Annotated in this window: 20 protein-coding genes and 1 tRNA gene; 6 read left to right on the forward strand and 15 right to left on the reverse strand. The window is 59.6% G+C overall.

Going from position 1 to position 22,046, the window contains the following annotated elements; genetic code table 11:
• Positions 1–34: 34 nt before the first annotated feature.
• The 3 genes from D1222_RS01045 to egtB are packed head-to-tail and all read right to left on the reverse strand — an operon-like array spanning position 35 to position 2,635.
• Positions 35–400: an MmcQ/YjbR family DNA-binding protein gene (locus D1222_RS01045; protein ID WP_119452388.1), complete on the reverse strand. Its 366-nt coding sequence runs from the start codon at positions 398–400 to the stop codon at positions 35–37.
• A 28-nt stretch (positions 401–428) separates the two neighbouring features.
• On the reverse strand, positions 429–1,367 hold the full coding sequence (gene egtD / locus D1222_RS01050; RefSeq protein WP_119452389.1) for an L-histidine N(alpha)-methyltransferase: 939 nt from the start codon (positions 1,365–1,367) through the stop codon (positions 429–431).
• Positions 1,367–2,635 (reverse strand): ergothioneine biosynthesis protein EgtB, encoded by a 1,269-nt coding sequence (egtB, locus tag D1222_RS01055; RefSeq protein ID WP_119452390.1) that lies wholly within the window; start codon positions 2,633–2,635, stop codon positions 1,367–1,369. The genes egtD and egtB overlap by 1 nt, the downstream gene beginning before the upstream one ends.
• A gap of 225 nt (positions 2,636–2,860) precedes the next feature.
• Here egtB and D1222_RS01060 point away from each other — a divergent pair, with 225 nt between their 5' ends.
• A complete protein-coding gene (locus tag D1222_RS01060) occupies positions 2,861–4,819 on the forward strand; it encodes an ATP-binding protein (RefSeq protein WP_119452391.1) in 1,959 nt (652 codons plus the stop codon).
• A 16-nt stretch (positions 4,820–4,835) separates the two neighbouring features.
• Here D1222_RS01060 and D1222_RS01065 read toward each other — a convergent pair whose 3' ends face one another.
• The 4 genes from D1222_RS01065 to D1222_RS01080 form a co-directional block, all read right to left on the reverse strand.
• Entirely contained in the window at positions 4,836–6,008 is a 1,173-nt protein-coding gene (locus D1222_RS01065; protein WP_119452392.1) for an isovaleryl-CoA dehydrogenase, read from the reverse strand.
• Positions 6,009–6,068: 60 nt separating this feature from the next.
• Entirely contained in the window at positions 6,069–7,625 is a 1,557-nt protein-coding gene (locus tag D1222_RS01070) for a lysozyme (RefSeq protein WP_147371791.1), read from the reverse strand.
• Between the two features lie 74 nt (positions 7,626–7,699).
• Positions 7,700–9,091 carry a magnesium transporter gene (gene mgtE, locus D1222_RS01075; RefSeq protein ID WP_119452394.1) on the reverse strand — a complete coding sequence of 464 codons (1,392 nt, stop codon included), beginning with the start codon at positions 9,089–9,091 and terminating at the stop codon, positions 7,700–7,702.
• Between the two features lie 59 nt (positions 9,092–9,150).
• Positions 9,151–9,235, reverse strand: a tRNA-Leu gene (locus D1222_RS01080).
• A gap of 62 nt (positions 9,236–9,297) precedes the next feature.
• On the opposite strand from D1222_RS01080, the gene lipB reads away from it, so the two are divergent.
• Positions 9,298–10,020 (forward strand): lipoyl(octanoyl) transferase LipB, encoded by a 723-nt coding sequence (gene lipB / locus D1222_RS01085; protein ID WP_233348454.1) that lies wholly within the window; start codon positions 9,298–9,300, stop codon positions 10,018–10,020.
• Here the strand turns inward: lipB and D1222_RS01090 are convergent.
• From D1222_RS01090 to D1222_RS01110, 5 genes are all read right to left on the reverse strand, one after another.
• A complete protein-coding gene (locus tag D1222_RS01090; RefSeq protein WP_119452395.1) occupies positions 10,008–10,811 on the reverse strand; it encodes a DUF805 domain-containing protein in 804 nt (267 codons plus the stop codon). The two genes, lipB and D1222_RS01090, sit on opposite strands and share 13 nt — an antisense overlap.
• Positions 10,812–10,889: 78 nt before the next feature.
• Positions 10,890–11,429, reverse strand: a complete 540-nt coding sequence (locus tag D1222_RS01095; protein WP_182481827.1) for a DUF805 domain-containing protein — start codon at positions 11,427–11,429, stop codon at positions 10,890–10,892.
• Between the two features lie 37 nt (positions 11,430–11,466).
• On the reverse strand, positions 11,467–13,464 hold the full coding sequence (locus tag D1222_RS01100; RefSeq protein WP_119452397.1) for an acetyl-CoA carboxylase biotin carboxylase subunit: 1,998 nt from the start codon (positions 13,462–13,464) through the stop codon (positions 11,467–11,469).
• A gap of 156 nt (positions 13,465–13,620) precedes the next feature.
• Positions 13,621–14,595, reverse strand: coding sequence for a hypothetical protein (locus tag D1222_RS01105; protein WP_119452398.1), 975 nt, complete (start codon positions 14,593–14,595; stop codon positions 13,621–13,623).
• Between the two features lie 96 nt (positions 14,596–14,691).
• Positions 14,692–15,102 (reverse strand): BLUF domain-containing protein, encoded by a 411-nt coding sequence (locus tag D1222_RS01110; RefSeq protein ID WP_119452399.1) that lies wholly within the window; start codon positions 15,100–15,102, stop codon positions 14,692–14,694.
• A gap of 284 nt (positions 15,103–15,386) precedes the next feature.
• Here D1222_RS01110 and D1222_RS01115 point away from each other — a divergent pair, with 284 nt between their 5' ends.
• Positions 15,387–16,037: a carboxymuconolactone decarboxylase family protein gene (locus D1222_RS01115; RefSeq protein ID WP_119452400.1), complete on the forward strand. Its 651-nt coding sequence runs from the start codon at positions 15,387–15,389 to the stop codon at positions 16,035–16,037.
• Between the two features lie 2 nt (positions 16,038–16,039).
• A complete protein-coding gene (locus tag D1222_RS01120) occupies positions 16,040–16,570 on the forward strand; it encodes a VOC family protein (protein WP_119452401.1) in 531 nt (176 codons plus the stop codon).
• Between the two features lie 22 nt (positions 16,571–16,592).
• Here D1222_RS01120 and D1222_RS01125 read toward each other — a convergent pair whose 3' ends face one another.
• Positions 16,593–17,600, reverse strand: coding sequence for an SDR family NAD(P)-dependent oxidoreductase (locus tag D1222_RS01125; RefSeq protein ID WP_119452402.1), 1,008 nt, complete (start codon positions 17,598–17,600; stop codon positions 16,593–16,595).
• Positions 17,601–17,832: 232 nt separating this feature from the next.
• On the opposite strand from D1222_RS01125, the gene D1222_RS01130 reads away from it, so the two are divergent.
• A complete protein-coding gene (locus tag D1222_RS01130; protein ID WP_182481828.1) occupies positions 17,833–18,441 on the forward strand; it encodes an MlaC/ttg2D family ABC transporter substrate-binding protein in 609 nt (202 codons plus the stop codon).
• A 120-nt stretch (positions 18,442–18,561) separates the two neighbouring features.
• On the opposite strand, the gene D1222_RS01135 is transcribed toward D1222_RS01130, so the two are convergent.
• Positions 18,562–20,793, reverse strand: coding sequence for a M3 family metallopeptidase (locus tag D1222_RS01135; protein WP_119453676.1), 2,232 nt, complete (start codon positions 20,791–20,793; stop codon positions 18,562–18,564).
• A 164-nt stretch (positions 20,794–20,957) separates the two neighbouring features.
• Here D1222_RS01135 and D1222_RS01140 point away from each other — a divergent pair, with 164 nt between their 5' ends.
• Positions 20,958–21,323, forward strand: coding sequence for a DoxX family protein (locus D1222_RS01140; RefSeq protein ID WP_119452404.1), 366 nt, complete (start codon positions 20,958–20,960; stop codon positions 21,321–21,323).
• On the opposite strand, the gene D1222_RS01145 is transcribed toward D1222_RS01140, so the two are convergent.
• Positions 21,320–21,802, reverse strand: coding sequence for a DUF411 domain-containing protein (locus tag D1222_RS01145; protein ID WP_119452405.1), 483 nt, complete (start codon positions 21,800–21,802; stop codon positions 21,320–21,322). The two genes, D1222_RS01140 and D1222_RS01145, sit on opposite strands and share 4 nt — an antisense overlap.
• Between the last annotated feature and the right edge of the window lie 244 nt (positions 21,803–22,046).

Genomic DNA, 22,046 nt, shown 5'->3' on the forward strand with positions numbered 1-22,046 from the left:
GGACGTCAGGGGTGAGGTTCCGCCAGGTGCGGCGTCACGACTGGTTCAGGCCAAGCTCTCGCTGCAGCTTCTTGGTGAGGCCAAGCGAGACCAGCCGATAGCTCTCGCGCAGATAGTCTTTCAGCGCCTCATCATCGACGGCTTCATCAGAGAAGCGCTGGATCCACTTCATACCTCGTGAGGCAAGATGCGGCGCGCCCTGGCAGCCGGGCTGTTCTTTCAGGATATCAAAGGCGAGCTCTGAGACCTTGAAGCTGCAGCGAAAACTGCCATGCTTGTCCTCGCCCGCAATGGCAAAGACCTTGCCGCCAATCTTCCAGACATGACTACCACCCCACTGCACCACATGCGTGGTGTGGGCGAGCGCGCCGCAGAAGTGATTATAGCTTTCGATATTCATCAGGCCCTCCCTCCAAGGGGCGACCTGCTCAGCTTGCCTCAAGCAGGATGACGGCGAAAAGGCCTTCGGCGTCCGTCCATTTGCGGGTCAGCTCCCAGCCAGCACTTTCCGCCATTCGCGCAAACCGGTCGAGGGCAATCTTGCGAGAATTTTCGGTATGGATCGTCTCGCCTTCCTCGAACTCGAACGTCCGCCCAGCGACCTCGACGCTTTGCGCCTTCACGCTGCGAAGGTGCATCTCGATGCGGCTGTCAGCGCTATTCCAGCGCGCTTCGTGCTCAAAGCTGGTCAGATCGAAATTGCCGCCAAGTTCACGGTTGATCCGGCGCAGCAGGTTCAGATTGAAGTCGGCGGTCACACCCTTCGCATCATCATAGGCGGGCACCAGGATGTCAGGCGATTTCGGCTGATCGAGGCCAATGATGAAACAGGAGCCATCGCCAAGGTCCTCACGCGCCGTCCGCAGGAAGCTGTCGATATCCTTGTCGAGCAGATTGCCCATGGTCGAGCCTGGGAAGAAGCCTGCACGGCGGCCACCGCCATTGGGGAGGTTGCTGCCAAGGTTGGTGTCCATGAAGTCGGCCGCCACCGGATAGACGTCCAGATCGCCATAAGCCGCTTTCAGCTCGTCCGCTGCACCCTTCAGATGCTCGGATGAGATATCAACCGGAACGAACGCCTTCGGCCGCTCGAGCGCGTCGAGCAGGATGCGCACCTTTACGAGGCTGCCCGCGCCATATTCCACGATGACAGCGTCAGGTCCGATGGCGTCTGCCATGGCGCCTGCGTGCTCATTCAAGATCGTGAGCTCCGTCCGCGTCGGATAGTACTCGTCCAGCTCAGTGATGTCATCGAACAGGCGAGAGCCGCGCGCATCGTAGAGCCAGCGGCTCGGTATCGATTTCTGGTCGCGCGCAAGGCCCGTGAGGACATCCTGCAGAAATGGGTCAATTCCAGAGCCGTCCATTATGCATTCCTTGCCAGTCTGACGCCGCAGAACTGCCAGCGCTTGTCGGGGTGAAAGAAGTTTCGGTAGGTCGGGCGGATGTGGTCTGGCGGCGTCACGCAGGAGCCGCCGCGCAGCACCATCTGGCCGCTCATGAACTTGCCATTGTATTCGCCAACCGCGCCTTCGGGTGCCTTGAAGCCCGGATAGGGAAGGAATGAACTGCCCGTCCATTCCCATACATCGCCGAAAAGACCGCCCAGGCCTTCGCCGGTCTGCATGGCCGGACTAAGGCGCCCAGTTCCGGCGTCATTGCCGCCAAGGTCATAACCTTCAGCGGCCACTTCCCATTCTGCCTCTGTGGGCAGGCGTGCGCCCGCCCAGCTGGCATAGGCATCCGCCTCATAGAAACTGACATGTGTGACAGGCGCTTCCAGGTCGACGGGCTGCGCACCCCGCAGCGTCATCGTCCACCAGGCGCCGTCCTTGCGGTGCCAGTAGAGCGGCGCCTTCCAGCCATTCGACTGGACGCAGGCCCAGCCATCAGAAAGCCAGTGACCCGGCGCCTCATAGCCGCCAGCTTCAATGAATGCGATCCACTCCGCATTCGTGACGGCGCGTCCGGCAAGCTCGAACGGCTCCAAAAACTGTTTGTGGCGCGGCCCCTCGCAATCATAGTGGAAGCCTTCGCCCTCATGACCGATCTCGACAAGGCCGCCCTCAAATCGGTGCCAGTCGAGCGGCTTTGCGCTGCCTTCCATAAGGCGCGGCTCAGACGGCCGGTAAGCTGGTTTCAGCGGGTTCTGGCTGAACAGGTGCAGGATGTCGGTGAGGAACAGCTCCTGATGCTGCTGCTCATGGTGCAGGCCAAGCGTAACGAGCTCGATCACCTCTGGCGCCGGGTCGCCTGATAGAAGTTCCGCCATGCCCTGATCTACATGCGCGCGGAAGGACATGACCTGTTCCAGCGTCGGCCGCGTCAGCATGCCCCTGCGCGGGCGCGGATGGCGCTCACCAACAGCGTCGTAATACGAATTGAAGAGGTATTCGAATGCCTCGTCGAAGACCGCATACCCCGGCAGGTGCGGCTTCAGCACAAAGCACTCAAAGAACCAGGTCACATGCGCGAGGTGCCATTTGGCGGGGCTCGCATCCTCCATAGACTGGACGGTCGCGTCGGCATCGGACAGCGGCGCGGCAAGGTCTCTGGAGTAGGACCGCACGCGCTCATACGCCTGCAGGAGCTCTTTCTCACCCATTGATACGCCTAGAGGGCTTGCTGAAAGCATGGCGTGCTCCTTTCGGCATGCAACCTTGGTCTAACCAACAACTATAGCGCGTGTTCCCGACGACAATGTGTCAGTTGCGAAAGGCTTGGGCATCCGTCTGCCTCAAACAAGACCAGTCCGCCAGAACCCCAATGCCTGCTACAGGTTGGTCAACTCATTGTTAAACCTCACGCCGCAATGCTTACGCACAGGTAATGTCTCAAACCAACACACGCCGGGGTGGCCATGCGCTCGAGCATTTTCGACAAACTCCCAATTCTCGTTTGTGAGACAGCGGCGGTGCGCGACGAAAGCGGAGAGATCATCGACCTTGAATGGATCGACGCCAACGACCTCATGAACGCGTCGATCTTGCCGGGCGGCGGAAGCGTCGTGGGCATGCGCATATTCGAATTCGACCCGTCCTATCGCGAATCCGAAATGGTGAAGGCCGTTCTGGAATGCCTGGAGACCGGCCAGCCCGGGTCTCTCGTGACCCAGCAGGGCCGCGCCGCGAAAATGCTGAACAAGGTCATGAAGACCAGCCTTATTCCGACCGAACGGGGCGTGTTGTGTTGTTCTCACGAGATCACTGACATCGCAAAAGAGCGCGATGCCGCTCAGGAGCAGGCAGAACTTTTGCGCCTCGCCTGCGACCGGGCCCTCCACGGCGTAGCTATCGCCGCCCATGACGGCGCGCTCCTCTATATGAACCCCGCCCTGGAAGAGATTTCTGGCCGTACTTTCGACGACGTCGCTGGCCAGCACGTCGATCTCCTGATGGGCCCCGGCCAAGCGCAACGCAGCCAGGAGCTGCAGCAAAAGATCGCAAGCGGCGAAGTGGTGCGTCACATTTCCGACGGCGAAATGCTGACCCCTGCCGGTGAACGCATTCGGGTCTCTATCGCGCTCAACAATGCGTTTCTGCCCGGAGAAACCAAGCCAGTCTACATTCTTCACATCCAGGACGTACGCGAAGAACGCAGGAAGGCTCATGAACTTCGTGACGCCTTGCACCGGGCCGAACAGGCGACCCGCATGAAGTCCGAATTCCTGGCCAATATGAGCCACGAGATCCGCACGCCCCTCAACGGCGTCCTTGGCATGGCGCAGACGCTTGTGCACAGCGACCTGAGCGGGGTTCAGCGTGAGCAGGTATCCATCATTCTTGATTCCGGCCGGGCCTTGATGGTCCTGTTGAACGACATTCTCGACCTTTCAAAGATCGAAGCTGGCAAACTCGACATCACGCCGGTGGCCAGCGACCTTCGGCACAAGTTGAGCAGTCTGTTCAAACTTCATGAGGCCCTTGCCGAGGAAAAGGGCATCAAGCTGAAACTGTTCGTCCATCCCGACGTGCCGTCCAGCCTCATCTTCGACCCGGTTCGTCTGCGCCAATGCGTTGGCAACCTCATCTCCAATGCGATCAAGTTCACTGAACAGGGCGAAGTGATGATCGTCGTGTCCAGCACACCGGGCGACGATGATGAGACCCAGCGCGTGACCATTCACGTATCTGATACGGGCTGCGGAATCGCCCCTGACAAGCTGGATCGGATTTTCGAAAGCTTCTCGCAGGAAGACGGTTCAACAACACGCAAATTCGGTGGCACCGGACTTGGCCTCTCCATCACGCGAAAGCTTGCCCGCATGATGGGCGGAGATGTGACTGTCGTCAGCCAGCAAGGGCGCGGGTCTGTCTTCACGCTCAGCTTCTCGGCTCAGGATGTCTCCACCCCATATAGTTCGCAGACGACCAAGACGGTACAAATCCGAGAGCCCCGCCCCCGCACCAGCCTGTCTGGCTGCCGCGCGCTTGTCGTGGATGACAATGCGATCAATCTGCGTGTCGCGAAGACCTTCCTTGAGCATTACGATGTCGAAGTTACGCTGGCGAATGATGGGAACGAAGCGCTCGACAAACTTAGCCATCAGCCTTTTGACATCGTGCTCATGGACATTCACATGCCGGGCCTCGACGGCGCTGAAGCCTTCCGCCGCCTTCGCATGTCAGCAAGCCCGAACCGGCTTATTCCCGTCCTCGCACTGACCGCCGACTCTATGGCAGGTGACCGCGAGCGCTATCTCGGCATGGGCTTTGATGGCTATGTCTCGAAGCCGATTGATGAGCGCTCTCTTGTCACCGCGATGGGACAGGTGCTCAGCATTCAAACATCGGACGAGCGGCTGCAGGCGGCGATCTAGTCGCCGCCCAAGACCATTAAGACGTTTCGCCGAACAGCTCGCGCCCGATCAGCCAGCGGCGGATTTCTGACGTCCCTGCCCCGATCTCATAGAGCTTCGCATCGCGCAGCAGACGACCGGTTGGGTACTCATTGATATAGCCATTGCCACCGAGCAGCTGGATGGCATCGAGCGCAAGCTTGGTGGCCGTTTCAGCCGCATATAGGATCGCGCCAGCCGCATCCTTGCGTGCCGTCTCGCCCCGGTCGCAGGCTTTTGCGACGGTGTAGACATAGGCCTTGGCCGCATTCATCTGAACATACATGTCGGCGATCTTGCCCTGGACGAGCTGGAATTCACCAATGGATTGGCCGAACTGCTTGCGGTCGTGAATGTAAGGGATCACGACGTCCATACAGGCTTGCATGATACCGGTCGGGCCAGCTGAGAGGACAGCACGCTCATAATCGAGACCACTCATCAGCACTTCGACGCCGCCATTCAGCGGGCCCATAATGTTCTCTTCGGGAACTTCGCAGTCTTCAAAGACCAGTTCGCCGGTCTCAGACCCGCGCATGCCAAGCTTGTCGAGTTTCTGGGCGACCGAGAAACCTTTCATGCCGCGCTCAATGATGAAGGCGGTGATGCCGCGTGACTTCTTCTCAGGCTCTGTCTTCGCATAGACGATCAGCGTGTCGGCATCCGGCGAATTGGTGATCCACATCTTCGAGCCATTGAGGATGTAGCGGTCGCCCTTCTTCTCGGCCTTGAGCTTCATCGACACGACGTCAGAGCCAGCCCCGCTCTCAGACATTGCGAGGCCGCCAAGGTGCTCACCGGTGACGAGCTTTTCCAGGTAGCGCTTCTTCTGGTCTTCATTGCCCCAGCGGCGAAGCTGGTTCACGCAAAGGTTCGAGTGCGCGCCGTAGGAAAGGCCAACCGAAGCCGACGCGCGCGAAATCTCTTCCATCGCAACGACGTGTTCGAGATAGCCAAGGCCGCTACCGCCCCACTCTTCCTCGACAGTGATGCCGAGAAGGCCAAGTTCACCCATTTTCGGGAGGAGATGGCGCGGAAAGACGTCAGTGCGGTCAATTTCTGCAGCCAGCGGAGCGACGTGATCAGCGGCAAAACTTTTCACCGTATCGCGGATCATGTCGGCGGTTTCGCCAAGATCGAAGTTCAGCGTAGGATATGTGTTCGGGATCATGGCGATGATGTAGCCAAGATTGCCTAGATTGCCAATGCGACGAATGCCCTTTGAAGGCGCTTAGCCTTCCTTCTTCTTGCCCGGGAAGATTGCCTTGAAGCAGTAGTAGGCCATCACGACGAAGACCAGACCGCCGAGCAGCATCAGGAAAGGCGGCAGGTAGGCCAGCAGCTCTGTGTCATCCTGACGCTCCATGCCGAACCAGCCGAACTCGCCCGCTCCGCCGTAGGTGAACAGGCCCGCACCCACGAGAGCCAGCACACCGAAAAGCATCGTCTCGAGCGGGCCTTCCTTGGTCTCGCCATCCTCTTCATGGCCTTCTGACAGCCAGACATCGGACGGGCGAAGATCATCAATCAGGATGCGGCCAAGCTCGTCCTTGTATTCGCCCTCTTCGACATCATCCATGTCTTCGATCGTGAGCGGTTCGGATACGATGTCGAAGTCTTCGGTTTCAAGCGTCTCGACGCGGCGCTCAGTTTCTGGCTGATCGCTCTCTTCGCTCTCGGTCGTTTCTTCGGCGCTGGCCGTGACTTCTTCAGCCTCAATGGCGTCGTCATCGGAAGGGCTGCTCTCATCGGCGGCTTCATTTGCGGCAGGCGCAGCCTCTTCGCGCTCTTCGGTCTCGATTTGCGCCGATGGAGGCACAATAAGATCGAAAGGCGAGGTTTTCGCTTCTGGCGCTTTTTCTACAGGCTCGTCATCGACATCGTTCGCGGCGCTAATCGTGTAGGCTGGCTTCTGCTCGTCTTCAGCCTCAACTTCCTCGGCTTCAGGCTCAGCGTCCTGTTCGTCCGAAGCGTCTTCCTCGACTCCCAGGTCGCCTTCGACGTCGCGCTCGGCTGCGGCTGTGCCAGCGAGGGCAGAGACGGCGGCGCGGATATCATCGACGCTTTTCTCGTCATCCTCGCGCGCGGTGTCGAGATCGGTTTCGAGCTCTGCCGTTTCGGCATCGCCCTGCTCTTCTTCTTCGCCGAGGATGCGGGTGAGCCGATCCTTGACGTGGCGCGCAGCAGCTTCGGTGGAGATCTCTTCGTCGATCTGGTCGTTGGCCGGATTGCCCGGAACCTGAAACGCCATTTGCACCTGCTTGCGGTAGCGGTCTGTTTCTTCGATATCGACGAGTGGACGGAAGTGGCTGCTCGATGCGTGCGGAACAGGTCCGTCGATTTTCAGGAACAGTGCCTTTTCATCGGCGCGGCGACGAACCAGCGGATCAACGACCATATCGCGCTGGCCGACGCGGGCCTTGCGCCAGCTCTCCATCGCCCAGGCCGCTTTCAGCTTGTTGCCTGCATTGATGCTGGCCAAAACGTCAGAGCTTTCGAATTGCGTCAGACCGATATTGAAAGCGAACGAAACAAGCGCGTCGAATTCATTCTGCGACACCGGTACGAGCAGCAGCTGGTTAAGCGCTTCTTCGATCGGCGGCAGGTCAAACTCTGACAGAATAGCCTTGGCTTCGGTTTCGGTAATCTGCAGTCCTTCACGCGCTGCTTTGGTGTGGCCATAGCCAATCACCCAGCGCCCGTCCGGCAGTTTGCGGGAGTCTGAACGAAACCCCTCATACGCCATGATGAGCTTGAGACCCGCGTCTGATGTACGAAGTTCTGACACAGTAAATTGCTCCAAACCGATACAATGCGTTCTGACACTGCAAGTCGCAGGCCGGGTGGCCTGACGCAGCTGCCTTAAACCAGGATCAGGGTCGCAAGGCCGAGGAAGCTGAAGAATGCCATAATATCTGTAAGTGTCAGTACGAAGACCGAGGAGGCAACTGCAGGGTCTGCGCCTGCGCGCTTCAAGGTCAGCGGCACAACAATGCCTGAAAAGCCTGCCCAGATGAAGGTCGCGAACATGGCGACAGAGATTGTCAGGCTGAGTTCCAGGCTCCTGAACCAGACAAAGGCGATGATGCCCACGCCGATCGCAAAGATCACGCCATTCACAAGCCCGGTCAGTGTTTCGCGCAGGATTGCCCGGCGACCAGCATCCCCTTCCATCTCACGCTCGGCAATAGCCCGCACCGCAACGGCCAGCCCCTGGCTGCCGGCATTGCCGCCAAGCGCCGCGACGACCGGCATCAGGATGGCAAGCTGAACGACCTGATCGAGGACGCCTTCGAAGATGGCGATGATCGCCGAGGCGATGAACGCCGTCACGAGGTTCACCGCCAGCCACGGCGCACGCGACTTCACCGAGTCGAGCACCGTGTCAGAGCCGTCGGCCGCGTTGACGCCTGACAGCGCCAGAAGGTCTTCAGTGTTTTCTTCCTGAATGACATCGACGACGTCGTCTACGGTGAGCATGCCGATCAGGCGGCCATTGTCATCGGTGACCGGCGCCGAGGCGAGCGAATATTTCTGGAATTGGTAGGCAGCTTCTTCCTGGTCCATCTCGACCCGAATGTCAGACTCCACCTCTTCCATGATGTCGGACAGGTTCACGTCGCGCGGCGTGCGCAGCAGCGTTGCCAGCGGCACCTGGCCTTTCAGCTTGTGCGCTGGGTCGATGACGTAAACTTCAAAGAATTCAGCAGGCAGGTCATCAGCATGCTCACGCGCATGATCGATGGTGTGCCCCACTGTCCAGAACTCAGGCGCGGCGAAATATTCGCGCTGCATGAGACGGCCAGCGGTCTCTTCCTCATAGGCAAAGCCCTGCTCGAGCGAGGCACGGTCTTCTGGCGCCAGTTCCTCAAGGATGCGTTCACGGCGCTCTTCCTCAAGGTCTTCGAGGATCGTGGTGACGTCATCTGAATCAAGCTCACCCAACACGGCCGCCACAGCGTCATCGGGAAGGACTTCGACAGCCTCCTCGCGGTACTCGTCGCGCAGCTCGATGATGATGCTGGTCGGCAGCTGACCGCCAAGCAGATCCACGCAGGCAGCGAAGTCATCGCCAGACAGCTGTTCGAGAAGGTCGGCAGCATCAGCCGGGTGGAGGCGCCCCAGAAGCCGGGCCAGCCAGCGGGCGTCGCGGTCCCACACGGCATCGCGCACATCCTGGACATAGTCGAGGTGTGCCTCGCGTCCGGGCTCGTCTGATGTATCTGTCTGGCTGGTTTGCGGCAGATCGGACATGGGGCCTCTCCATCGTTCCGGACGGCTTTGGCGCCCTAGCTGCCTGTCTTCCCCAGGAATGGTGCGGTCGAGAGGACTCGAACCTCCACGGATTGCTCCACAGCGACCTCAACGCTGCGCGTCTACCAGTTCCGCCACGACCGCACTGGATCCCTACGGGAAGTCCGCGCGGTATAAGTGCGCAAAGAAGCTTTGTGAAGCCCCGCATGCACCTCTATATGCGCGAAATGACAGATTTTCCTGCAGTTGAATGGGCCGTCAGCGACAAGCCGGTCAGTTATGAAGCCGCAATCGCCTTTATGGAGCGCCGTGTCAGGGCAATCCGCGATGAAGGTGCGCCCGAACTTGTCTGGCTACTAGAGCATCCCCCGCTCTACACGGCCGGCACCAGTGCCAAGCCGCATGACCTCAAGGATGCGAATCGCTTTCCCGTCCATGAGACGAGCCGCGGCGGCCAGTACACCTATCACGGCCCCGGCCAGCGGGTCGCCTATGTCATGCTCGATGTCGCCGCGCGTGGCCGCGATGTGCGTGACTTCGTCGCCAAGCTCGAAGCCTGGGTCATCGGCGCACTGGAAGAGTTCAATGTGAAGGGTGAGGTCCGCTGCGGCCGTGTTGGGGTCTGGGTTGACCGTTCATCGCCCGGCGCCCCGGTGCGCGAAGACAAGATCGCTGCTATTGGCCTGCGCCTGAAGAGGTGGGTCAGCTTTCACGGCATCAGCCTGAACGTCGAACCTGATCTCACCCATTTTGAAGGCATCACGCCATGCGGGATCACAGATGATGGCCTCGGCGTCACCAGTCTTGTCGACCTCGGTCTGCCGGTCACGATGGATGATGCCGATGTTGCGCTGAAGAAGGCTTTTCGCGACGTCTTCCTGTCTGAACTGGAAGACGCCCCTGCCCCACTTCGCGATCAGGACGCGTAAGGCCGCCGGTCGGCTGCTGGCCATGACTGGCCACCATTTGGCGGATAGTTGCCAAAGTAAGGCACCCGCGCGACCCACATCAGGCTCCAGATCGCGAGAAGTCCACTCAGCGGGATGACGACCATCTGGATCATAGGCGCAGCGGCTTTCAGCACCACCTCGGTCTTCGGGTCCATCGGCCGGTCAAGATTCATGCCGCCGCGACCACCGGGAGGACCACCGCGGCCGCGCTGCTGCTGTTGCTGCGCCTGCTCTCCGCCGCCTTCAGCTTCGGCCCTTGCTTGCGCAGCTTCGCGTTCTGCACGCTGGCGCTCACGGAACGCATCAGGGTCTGCGAGATAATCCTGGCGCATCTCGAACTGCTTGTCATAGCTCTTTGAAGACCCCTGCGCCGTCGTGACGAAAAGCGCGCATCCGATGATGAGCGGCACCAGAGGCAGGATCGCCAGCAACGGCGACTTGCCCGCATCGCTCAGGCGCCGCGAATGGATCACGTAGGACATCAGAGTCGTCACGATGAAGACGATCGGTGTTGCATAGGTGCCAAAGGTCGAAACGCTGCTGCCATCACCGCCCGCCAGGTTGAGCACAAGCGCAATCGTGAAAGGCACGACGATGATCATTGCCTGCAGCGTGAACAACAGGGTCCAGGCCCGCGTGAAGTGAAGACGCGGCGTCTCCCCCGTCGGGTCGAACAGGGTCTGCAGCCAGTTCATGCGCTCTGGCAGCTCACGCTCATCCGTCAGCCACGGGCGCTTTGGGTCGATTGCAGTCTCGGTCGTATCTGACATTCGGATTGGCTTTCGCGTCTTATCGATAAACGCTTATATCGCCAGATTTGTATTTATCAATAAACGATAAGAAAAATATCAGTTGAATGTCTCGGGTCCATCCCCGGGGGGCGGGCCATGAATATTGGCGGCCGGATCGCTTGGCAGGCTGCCGACGACAAGCGCCGCCAGCACGCCATTCACCACATAAGACAGGATGATCAGGGGGAAGAGCAGATCGACGAGCCGGCGGGACGCCTGTGTCAGCTGCGCTTCGTCAGCTGTCGCCCAGCCTTCCATCACCGCTTCAAGCAGCGCGGTCCCCTCGCTGCCGAGGAACAGGCCACCGAACAGGGCGAACATGATGATGAAGGTGAAAAACTTCGCGAACCAGACCGCGATGATCCACCAGCCACTCGTGCCAGCATCGTGGAAGCGTTTTGCAAAGATGCAGATATTTGCGTAGACCAGCCCGACGGTCAGCAGCAGGGCAATGATGCCGAGCCCATTATCCATCGCGCCCGGCAGCTTGATTTCCATACCGCGCTTGATCACCGCCACGACGGTCACAAGCACGACACCTTGCCAGAAGCGACGCTTCGCGATCCGCCCATTGGGATTGAAAAGAAGGTCTTTCATCGCCTGACGGCAAAGCTCCGGTCTGCTGGCGCGCTGACTATTCGAATTCGACCATGATTTCATCGGCGGCAACGCTGTCACCCGCGCCGACATTGATCGTCTTCACCGTGCCGGTCGCCTCAGCGCGAATGATGTTCTGCATCTTCATCGCTTCGACGATACAGACCGCTTCGCCCTCTTCGACCTGCTGGCCAACCTCGACATCGACCGAGACAACGAGGCCCGGCATTGGCGAGATGATCAGCTTGGACGTATCGGGCTTCGGCTTTTCAGGCAGACGCTCCAGCATCTTTGCAGTCAGCGGCGTACAGACAAGCGCCCGTACGGCCACACCGCGGTGGCGCAGCAGATAGCCTTCGGTCTTGTCAGCGAACTTCACGGCGAAAGGCTCACCATCGATCGTGCCCTCAAGCAGATGCGTGCCCGGTTTCCATTCGGTCTCCAGGCTATGCGTATTGCCGTCGATCGTGATCTTTGCGCTCTCGTCGCCAAGCTCCAGCTCAATCGGCTGCTGATGCTTGTCGAGGATGACGACCCAGTCCTTGCGCGCTGCGCTTGGCTCGCTCATGCGGCCAGAGATCTTCTCGGCGCGGCGCGCAAAGACGCCGTGCACGTAGGCGGCCGTGACCGTCAGATAGAGGCGCTGTTTGTCGGTTGGCTCCACGCCGTCAAAGCCATCAGGGAACTCGTCCTTGATATAGGCCGTGGTGATGTCGCCGGAACGGAAGCGCTTCTCATCCATGACGGCCGCCACGAACGGAATGTTGTCCTGAATGCCTTCGATATGGAAACGATCAAGCGCAGACGCCTGCGTATCAAGCGCCGTGTCGCGGTCTTTGCCGTGGGTCACGAGCTTGGCGATCATCGGGTCGTAGAACATGGAGATCTCGTCGCCCTCGCGGACCCCGGAATCCATGCGCACCGTGCCCTCACCCAGCGGGCCTTCGACCGGCGGGTGGAAGCGACGGAGACGACCGATGGATGGCAGGAACTTGCGGTACGGGTCTTCAGCGTAGACGCGGCTTTCAATCGCCCAGCCATTGATCTTGAGATCGTCCTGTTTGATCGCCAGCGTCTCGCCCGACGCCACGCGCAGCATCTGCTCGACGAGGTCGACGCCCGTGATCATCTCCGTGACCGGGTGCTCCACCTGCAGGCGGGTGTTCATTTCAAGGAAATAGAAGCTCTTGTCGGCGCCCGAAGCGACGAACTCGACCGTGCCAGCGCTGTCATAATTCACAGCCTTGGCAAGTGCGACGGCCTGTTCGCCCATCTTCTTGCGGGTCGCTTCATCAAGCAGCGGGCTTGGCGCTTCCTCGATGACTTTCTGGTTGCGACGCTGGATCGAACATTCGCGCTCGAACAGGTAGACACAGTTGCCGTGCTTGTCGCCCATGATCTGGATTTCAACGTGGCGCGGCTGTTCGATGAATTTCTCGATGAAGATCCGGTCGTCGCCGAAGGAGGCCTTTGCCTCTGCCTTCACGGCAGGGAAGCCTTCCTGGACTTCCTTGTCATTATAAGCGACGCGGATGCCTTTACCGCCGCCGCCAGCCGATGCCTTGATCATCACCGGATAGCCGATATCGCCAGAGACCTTCACAGCCTCTTCGGTCGACTCGATAAGGCCCATATGGCCTGGCACGGTGCTCACACCTGCCTCGTCGGCAAGCTTCTTGGAGCTGATCTTGTCGCCCATCGCCTCAATGGCGTGAGGGTTGGGGCCGATGAAGGCGATGCCTTCTTTCTCAAGCCGCTTTGCAAATTCAGGGTTTTCCGACAGGAAGCCGAAGCCTGGATGAACCGCTTCAGCGCCGGTCTGCTTCACCGCATCGACGATCTTGTCCATGACCAGATAGGATTCGGCAGCAGGCGACGGACCGATATGAACCGTCTCATCGGCCATCTCGACCGCCATGGAGCCAGCATCAGCATCTGAATAGACAACGACCGTTTTGATACCGAGGCGTCGGCAGGTCTTGATCACACGAACAGCGATCTCGCCGCGGTTGGCGATCAGGATTTTCTCGAACATGACTGACCCCTGAATCAGCAGTGATTTATAACAGAAGCCCTGACTTATAGCCCGGCGGCCAGCCTGTCCATGACGTGCCCTTGCGTCATGCGTTCGGTTTCAGGGATCTGACTGCAATCTGTCCTGATTGCTGGAGGGATTGAGGACGCGGTTTGCCTAGGCGCTATCGCGCAAACCGTCCTCTCGCAGGGCTTCTGATAGCCCGCGAACAAAAGCCGGAAGGTCTTCTTTCATCAGATTGACGAGGCGGCGCTCAGCCGGGGTCACCGACTTGTCCCAGCCAAGGCGCTTCAGAAACCACTGGCTTTCTTCTTCTGTGATCTTTGCGCCCGAACGCCGCGCCTCGCTGGCTGCATAGTATCGGGCCCGAGCAGCAGACTCCTCGCTATAGCTGACGCGGTCGAACCATTTGCCGCTGACGAACGCACCGCTCATCCGGCCAAGGAAGTTGCCAACATCGACATCGGTATCACGCAGCCACGCCTCGCGGGTCAGCGCACACTCCTCTGTCATAGGGTCTGGGTGCGCCGCAGAGACGAGGTGGTTGAGCACGGCCTTTGCGAACACATTCTCCCAGCTCTTCGAATTCATCGCGTGGCCAATCGCATCATTGATACGGAACAGCACATTCGCTTCATACCGCGAGATGGAGATGGATCCATCGCCCGCCGGCGCGTGCAGGATACGGCGCATGCGCTCCGTCATGGCATCGTCGGCAAAGCCTGCCTCGATGATCCGCTCTGCGATTGCCTCAAGGCAGTAGTGTGAGAGCCTGACCGGTGCGCCTTCTGCATAGCGCAGCGTGGATAGCATCAGGTCAATCTCGGCGTCATTCGGCAGATGGCCTTCCCGGTCGATCTGCGCGATCAGCCATCCGGCTTCTTCCTCGGTGACCCAGCCTGTCGGCTTTTCATGCAAGAGGAGATAGTCCTTCACGATCTCGACGAACCGGTCGGTCCACTCAGGATCGGGCGAAGGAAGTTTCGAATTCAGCCGGAAAAGTGCCTCGGCCTCTTCGCGCGAAACGATGCCGTCGCTGTAGATTTCATTGAGAAGCAGGCGCGCTTCAGACTGGCTCAGCTGTCCAAGCTTCGCGATCTGCGCGGCGCGCACTTTCAAATCCTCGGACATCCTGTTTCCACCCGGGGCCGGTTCTGACAGCCTCAAACCTCGCAGAAACCCCTTTAAAAGGCGTTATCAAACGCGAAGCCCGCCCGGCGTGGTGGCTCAGCGCATACGGAGGAATTTGGAGAAGAGATAGAGGAGGTCGCGCGGCATGTCGGGGTTGAGCAGCGCGTCAATTGATTCGTCTTGGCGCACGATCATGGTCGAGGAGCCTTCATGGTCGTCGACACGGTGATAGTTCATGCTCCATTCCGGAAAAGCACGCTTCTCGACGGGTTCACCGATGATCTGCGCCACGCCGAAGTGGCGGTCATCCTCCAGGATACGGCCATAGATCTCGAGGACTTCCTCACGCTCGCCTTCGAGAGCCTGCATGAACGCCCGGCCATTATGGGCAAGAAACCCAGTCAGATAACGCTCATCGTTATTCGACTGCGACACGTTGAGGATGCTGTCGATATCGTCATCCTGGAGGCCGTCTACAGCCGTACTGACATAAACCAGCCGATACATTCGTGTGTCTCTTTATCCTCTCTCGCGCGGTCACATGCCGTCTCTGAAGCGGCATTTGCAGTCTACCAGACCTTGTTGGGCAGGGGCGCCCCTCACACCTCGGCAAAGTATCATTTTCTAATCAATATTGATACCGTCAACTGATCAAGCCTTGTCCGTTTTCAAGGTTTTGCAGCCGAACGCACCCTAAAAGCCTTCGCTTGACTGCCTTTGGGGAAGGCCGGACAATTTCGCCCTGACAAGAAGAATGACACCGCCACAGGCAGGATGTCAGGGAGGAAAATGTGCCGAGGTTGAAACAGGCGGGCCGTGAGGCCGGCAACCCCTTCGCGAACCGGATATTCGACCTGCTGTTCGGCGACCGCGACCCCATCGAAAGCCCCGGCACAGCGACCGGCACACCCGGCAACTGGTGGACCGTTTTCAACATCGTCCCCGATGCCTTCAAGCACACGACCGAGGGCTTCCAGTTCTACCGCTCGAAAGAGCGAAAGCTTGACCCGAAGCTGCGCGAACTTGGCCAGACGCGCGCCGGTTTTACTGTCGGCTCGCAATTCGTGTTCTCCCAGCACTGCAAGGCGAGCCGCGATGTAGGCCTCACCGAAGCCCAGATCGATGCGATCCCGCACTGGCAGACCGCTGACTGCTACAGCCCGATAGAGCGCGCCGTCCTCGCCTATACTGACGAGCTTGTCCTACAGCGCGGCCGCGTCAGCGACGGCACTTTCAATGCCCTCAAACAGGGCCTGTCAGACGAGGAAATCCTCGAGCTGACCTACACGACCTGCACCTATATGATGCACGCCATTATGAGCCGGGCGCTACGGCTCGAATATGACGATGTCGATGACCGCATCGTCGAAGTTCCGGCCCCCGGCGGCGACAGCGCCGACGTCATGGCCATGGTCGATACTGACAAGAAGGGGGAGAAATAGACATGGCATACCATCACCTGGCACTCGCCACGAAAGACATGAAAGCCACCCATGACTTCTATGAAGGCATCATGGGGTTCGAGCTGGTGAAGGTGGAAGTCGCGCCAATCCAGTCAGGCGGCTGGGGCAAGCACTTCTTTTACCGGATGGACGGCGACGACTCCAAATTCATCGCCTTTTGGGAGCTGCACGACACAGAAACCCAGGACAAGCACATCCACGACCTGAACAAGGCCGCCAACCTGCCGCCGCTGACCAATCACTACTCTTTCTCAGTCTCCTCGAAGGAAGAACTGTCCGAATGGAAGGAAAAATGGCGCAAGGCCGGCCTCCGCGTTTTCGAGATCGACCATAATTGGTGCCACTCCATCTACACGACGGACCCGAACGGCAACGGCGTGGAGTTTTGCCTCACCACCGGCACCTTCGATGAGGCCGACCGCGAACGCGCGCTGGCCGCGCTGGACGAGACCGAATTCAAGCCATCCCCGCCCCCTGCCCTTGTGAAGTTCTGGGAGCCAGAGCCGGCCTGACTTTTGGGCCTGATTGGCCGTCCTACCTCTCCAGGACAGCGCGCAGCCACGGCCCGTAGCCGGAATTGCCCAGCATGGCGAGTTGCTGCTGCGCCGACACTTCATTGATCGGGATTTGCGGCTTCGCGGCCGGGTGGACAGGCTTCCTAAGCGGGCGCTGCCCCGCTGGCATCATTATGATCTCCGCAATCGCGCGCGGCACATCCATCGGGTCGGTCGACCCGCCACCATTGCTCGCCTGCCCCATCCCGGCCGTCAGCTGCGGATAGGCCGCAAGCAGCGGATCGCGCGTGCGCTCTTTCAGGGCGCCTGAACGGTCTGCGGCGCTCTGCCAGATCTCCGTTGGATAGCCGCCCGGCTGAATGATCGTGACGTCGATCCCCTTGTCGACCGTCTCATAGGCAAGTTGCTCGCTCAGCGCCTCGAGCGCGAACTTTGTTGGCGAGTACTGGCCAAGCCCCGGAATGATCAGGCGGCCGAGCTGCGAGGTCACATTGAAGATCTGGCCGCGCCCGGCTTGGCGCATGGCAGGGAGTGCAGCGCGGATCATGCGCTGTGCACCGAACACGTTCGTGTCGAACATCAGCTTGGTGGCCTCAAGGTCCTGAACCTCGATTGGCCCGGACATGGCGATGCCCGCATTATTGATCAGGATATCGAGCGCGCCGCCCGCAGCCGCTTCGGCTTCTGCGATACCCGCCTCAACCTGCTCGTCGGACGTGATGTCGATTTCGATCACCGTGATATCGAGACCTTCATCCTCGGCCAGCGCACGCAACTCATCAGCTTCAGGCCGCGGCAGGTTCCGCATGGTCGCGAACACTTTCGCGCCAAGCCGCGCATAGTGCTCAGCGCCAAGCCGGCCGAAGCCGGATGATGCCCCAGTGATAAGGATCGACTTGCCCGAGAGCCCCATCGCGTCTCTGCCAGCGGATTGCGCCGATGCGCCTGATACCGTGGACGCGGCGAGCGCCGCAGCGCCTGCCCCAAGAAGGAGTTGGCGGCGGCTGGGGGACATGGAACGGGACATCTTGGGGCACCTCTTCACTCGTTTTGCTGCCCTCAATGTAACCGAGCCAGCGAGCATGTCGAACGCCCGCCCCTACACGTTTCGGTGACCGCCCATGCACGCATGAAATAAGTGTCATCGCACCCTTCAGTGAAACCGGTTTGCCCAAAGCGCGTTCTCAATTTGCGTCATGAGCAAACGCAACGACGCGTTGAACAGAATTACAGACGTGCAACCGCACAAGGAGATGATGATGACGCAAGCCAAAGGATTCACTCAAAAGCTGCGCGCCCGTATGGCCGCTGGTGCTTTCATTGCGACAGGTGCGCTGGCGCTTGCCCCGCTCGCGCAGGCAGCGAACGAAGACCACGACGCAGCTCTGCTGGTTACCGATACCGCCTCACAGGCTGTGACGGCCTTGGACGACCAGATCATTTCGGACGATGAAGCAGACCGCGTTCTGTCCAACGTCGATATCGACGCTGTCGCCAAGTTCACGCTGGGCAACAAGTGGGCAGACCTCTCGGCTGACGAACAGTCGCGTTATGTTGATGCTTTCAAAGTCTTCGCGCGCAACCAGATGAAAGAGCACCTGTCCGGGCTCTCTGGCGCAGATGTGACGGTGACTGACGTCGTCCCACGCGGTGACAAGGATGCCATCGTCGTCACGCAGGTTCGGACTGCAGGCAATGACCTGCCACAGGAAATGAGCTGGCGCGTTGTCGCCAATGGCAGCTGGCATATCGTCGATATCCAGGCTCAGGACATCTGGTTCGCCATTGAGCAGCGCGCACAGTTCGGCGCGATTCTTGATCGCAACAATGGCGACATTGATGCACTGATTAATGAGATTTCGAGCTAGGCTGGAAGCCTCTCTCAAACTCTTGAAAAGCCGGCCTTCGCGCCGGCTTTTCTTTTGCCTGAAACAAGAAAGGCCCCGAACAGATCGGGGCCTTTCCAATACTAGAGTCTGACGACTGACCTATTCGAGAGGCGTCGAAGGCGTATCGCCAACTGTCCCGGTCGCTTCGCCCGCGACACCAAAGCCACGGTCACGCATCAGCGCATCCGTATCCGGCTGGCGGCCACGGAAGTTCTCGTAGGCTTCGGACGGCGGCAGCGTGTTGCCGACCGACAGGATCCACTTGCCGAAGGCGTCCGCCGTCTCGCGGTCATAAGGACCGCCAGCCTCCTCGAACGCTTCCCAGGCATCTGCGCTGAACGTGTCAGCCCAGAGATAGGCGTAATAGCCAGCCGCATAGCCTTCTCCAGAGAAGACGTGCGCGAATTGCGGCATGCGGTGACGCATTGGCAGCTCTTCCGGCATGCCCAGCTCTTCGAGCGTTTCACGCTCGAAAGCGTCAGGGTCAAAGCCTTCAAAGTCCGTCATCATGTGAAGCTTCATGTCGACGAGCGCGCTTGCCAGATACTCGGTCGTGTCGAAGCCCTGACGCGCATTGGCCGCACGCTCGATCTTGTCGACCAGCTCCTGCGGGATCGGCTCACCCGTATCGACGTGAAGCGCGTAATTCTCCAGCACTTCGCGCGTCGGCAGCCAGTTCTCGTGCACCTGGCTCGGGAACTCCACATAGTCGCGCGGCACGGCAGTACCGGCCAACGTTGGATAGGTCACATTAGAATTGAGACCATGCAGCGCGTGGCCGAATTCGTGGAACAGCGTCGTCGCATCATCCCATGAAATCAGGACAGCTTCGCCCTCGGCACCCTTCACGAAGTTCGAATTGTTCGAAACAATCGGCGTGGTGAAACCGTCGATATTGTCCTGCGTGCGGTAGGCATTCATCCAGGCGCCCGAACGCTTGCCGGTGCGGGCATATGGGTCGAAATACCAGAGGCCAAGATGTTCACCGTCGCGGGTGACTTCCCAGACGCGGACATCTTCATGGAAGACTGGCACGTCCGTGACTTGTTCGAACTCCATTCCATAGAGCTCGCCAGCCATCCAGAACATGCCTTCCCGAAGGTTCTCAAGCTGGAGGTACTGCTTCACTTCCTCGGAATCGAAGTCGTACTCGGCCTGACGGACTTTCTCGGCATAGTAGCGATAGTCCCACGGCGCGATGGTGATCTCAGCGCCTTCCGCGTCGGCGATTGCCTGCATCGCGGCAACTTCCTCATCGACCTTTGCGGTCGCAGCCGGCCAGACTTTCAGCATCAGGTCCATGGCGGCCTGCGGATTGCCAGCGACGGCCTTCTCGATCGAGCGATGTGCAAAGCTCTCATAACCGAGGATCTGCGAGCGTTCGGCACGCAGCGGCATGATTTGCGCAATCACTGAATTGTTGTCGAACTCATCGCCATTGTCACCGCGCGCATAATAGGTGTTCCAGACTTCCTCACGCAGGGCGCGGTCGTCTGAATAGGTCAGGAATGGGTCCATCGAAGAACGCGTATTGAGGATGGCATATTCGCCGCCCTCATTGTCGCGGCTCTCGGCGGCAGACTTAGCCGCGCTAATGACCGAGTCCGGCAGACCGCCGAGCTGGTCTTCGCTCAGCCAGGTCACATAGGCCTGCTCATCATTGAGAAGATTGTTGGAGAAGCTCGTATAAAGCGTTGCCAGTTCCTGGTTAATCTCGGCCACGCGGGCTTTTTCAGCCTCGTCCAACGCAGCGCCAGCACGAACGAAATCGGTGTAATAATCCCAGACAAGACGCTGTTGTTCAGCGGTCAGCTGGTCGTAATCGTCGCCATTATAGATCGCGTCGATACGGTCAAAGAGGGCTGCGTTCTGGTAGAGCTCGTCTTGGAAGGCTGCGAGCTTTGGCGCGACTTCGCGTTGCACGGCCTGCACTTCCGGGCTGTTCAGGTTCGAAGCCCATATGCCGTAGACCGTCAGCGCGCGGCTAAGTTCTCCTGCGCCCTGCTCCATCGGCAGGATCGTATTTTCGAATGTTGCAGGCTCGGTCTGCGCCGTCAGCGCATCGATTTCGGCGCGGGCACTGTCCATGGCCGCTTCGAGCGCTGGCGTGAACATGGCCACTTCAACCTGATCGAATGGTGGCACGCCGCCATAGGGGCCGGTCCACTCTGCCAGCAGCACTTGCGGGTCCGCCGCCGGTGCGGCGTCAGCTGCTTCGGCCATAGTCGTCTCTTCGGCCGTGGTTTCCATGCTTGTGTCCTGCGCAAATGCAGCTGGGCTCGTGGCGCTCATCGTCAGCGCGGACGCGCCAGCAAAAAGAAGGGTCTTCAGTTTCACGTGTTTCCTCACTCCAGTTTGGCTGATCCCGTCGCCCTTTCGGCCTCCGGGATCATGGTAATTTCAAATGCAATTAACTGGAGTCCTACCACCTGCTTGCGCTGGACGTCCAATCCGTCGCAAGGATTTAGGATGACAATGCGGTAAGGAAACAGCCCATGCACTGGATCGCCATCATCATTATCGCCGTCTGGATGCTGGTCGGCGGCGTCCTCCACATGGTCATGCCGGAGCCATTCTTCCGCGCAGTCCCCGATGGCTGGCCGAAGCTCGCTATCGTCTACCTGTCAGGCATTGCAGAAATCGCGATTGGTATCGGCGTCCTGATGCCCCGCACGCGGGCGATTGCCGGGCTCGCCTTCGCCGTGATGTGCCTCGTCTACCTGCCAATCCATGTCTGGGATTTTTTTCGGGCTGACCCGATATTTTCAGTCCCATGGGCTGCGTCCGCGCGGATCGCGGTGCAGCTCATCATCATCGCGCTTGGCCTATGGCTCTGGCAGCGCAGGACGATCAGCATCTAATGGTCGTGGCCGTCGCCATGGCTTGCCCACACTTCCTGGCCTTCATCACCGAACAGGATGACATCATAGGCATCCACACGGTCGCCCATCTCCATACCCGGAGAGCCCGCAGGCATCCCTGGCACAGATAGTCCTCGCGCCGCCGGAAGTTCGGCTAGCAGGCGGCGAATATCGCTCGCCGGGACATGTCCCTCGACCGCATAACCGTTCACTTCACCGGTATGACAGCTCTGCAGTTCTCCCGGCACGCCAAGCTCGCTGCGGATCGGGGTCAGGTCTTCATGCTCATGAATGACGACGTCGAAGCCGTTTTCTTCCAGGTGCTCTGCCCATTTCGCGCAGCAGCCGCACCACGGCGTCTTGTGGACATTCATCGTCTGCGCATGCGCTGGCATGGGCGCAGAAAAAAGGCTCCAGCCCGTAAAGACAGCGCCTGCGAGCGCGAGGCTGGCGATGGCGGAGGCAAAGAATTTCGGCATGGCGGGACCTTTTCTAGCGGGCATCTCTACGACTGAAACGATCTTAATCGCGCACGGGTCGCCGTGTCACCCTAAAGGCTGCCTGAGGAAGTTCGCCCGCCTCGCCGAACAGCGTGTTCACGGTGCAGGGGCGGTGCACTGACGGTGTATCAATGGTGTTTTATCAGGCGACGACGCGCGCCTTTTTTTGGCTGGAAAGTCTGCGCCAGCCCCACTGCCCCGGCCTGCCCTATCCTGTAGCGAA

Origin of the sequence: Henriciella algicola (assembly GCF_003576245.1) — a bacterium.
Classification (GTDB): Bacteria; Pseudomonadota; Alphaproteobacteria; order Caulobacterales; family Hyphomonadaceae; genus Henriciella; species Henriciella algicola.

Bases quoted from the DNA above. Each gene is read 5' to 3' on its own strand.
- D1222_RS01130 (WP_182481828.1), top strand. From the start codon at position 17,833: ATGACGCAAGCCAAAGGATTCACTCAAAAGCTGCGCGCCCGTATGGCC.
- D1222_RS01140 (WP_119452404.1), top strand. From the start codon at position 20,958: ATGCACTGGATCGCCATCATCATTATCGCCGTCTGGATGCTGGTCGGC.
- D1222_RS01100 (WP_119452397.1), bottom strand. From the start codon at position 13,464: ATGTTCGAGAAAATCCTGATCGCCAACCGCGGCGAGATCGCTGTTCGT.
- D1222_RS01145 (WP_119452405.1), bottom strand. From the start codon at position 21,802: ATGCCGAAATTCTTTGCCTCCGCCATCGCCAGCCTCGCGCTCGCAGGC.
- D1222_RS01090 (WP_119452395.1), bottom strand. From the start codon at position 10,811: ATGTCAGATACGACCGAGACTGCAATCGACCCAAAGCGCCCGTGGCTG.
- D1222_RS01120 (WP_119452401.1), top strand. From the start codon at position 16,040: ATGGCATACCATCACCTGGCACTCGCCACGAAAGACATGAAAGCCACC.
- D1222_RS01105 (WP_119452398.1), bottom strand. From the start codon at position 14,595: ATGTCCGAGGATTTGAAAGTGCGCGCCGCGCAGATCGCGAAGCTTGGA.
- lipB (WP_233348454.1), top strand. From the start codon at position 9,298: ATGCACCTCTATATGCGCGAAATGACAGATTTTCCTGCAGTTGAATGG.
- D1222_RS01065 (WP_119452392.1), bottom strand. From the start codon at position 6,008: ATGATCCCGAACACATATCCTACGCTGAACTTCGATCTTGGCGAAACC.
- egtD (WP_119452389.1), bottom strand. From the start codon at position 1,367: ATGGACGGCTCTGGAATTGACCCATTTCTGCAGGATGTCCTCACGGGC.
- D1222_RS01125 (WP_119452402.1), bottom strand. From the start codon at position 17,600: ATGTCCCGTTCCATGTCCCCCAGCCGCCGCCAACTCCTTCTTGGGGCA.
- D1222_RS01110 (WP_119452399.1), bottom strand. From the start codon at position 15,102: ATGTATCGGCTGGTTTATGTCAGTACGGCTGTAGACGGCCTCCAGGAT.
- D1222_RS01045 (WP_119452388.1), bottom strand. From the start codon at position 400: ATGAATATCGAAAGCTATAATCACTTCTGCGGCGCGCTCGCCCACACC.
- D1222_RS01060 (WP_119452391.1), top strand. From the start codon at position 2,861: ATGCGCTCGAGCATTTTCGACAAACTCCCAATTCTCGTTTGTGAGACA.
- egtB (WP_119452390.1), bottom strand. From the start codon at position 2,635: ATGCTTTCAGCAAGCCCTCTAGGCGTATCAATGGGTGAGAAAGAGCTC.
- mgtE (WP_119452394.1), bottom strand. From the start codon at position 9,091: ATGTCCGATCTGCCGCAAACCAGCCAGACAGATACATCAGACGAGCCC.
- D1222_RS01095 (WP_182481827.1), bottom strand. From the start codon at position 11,429: ATGAAAGACCTTCTTTTCAATCCCAATGGGCGGATCGCGAAGCGTCGC.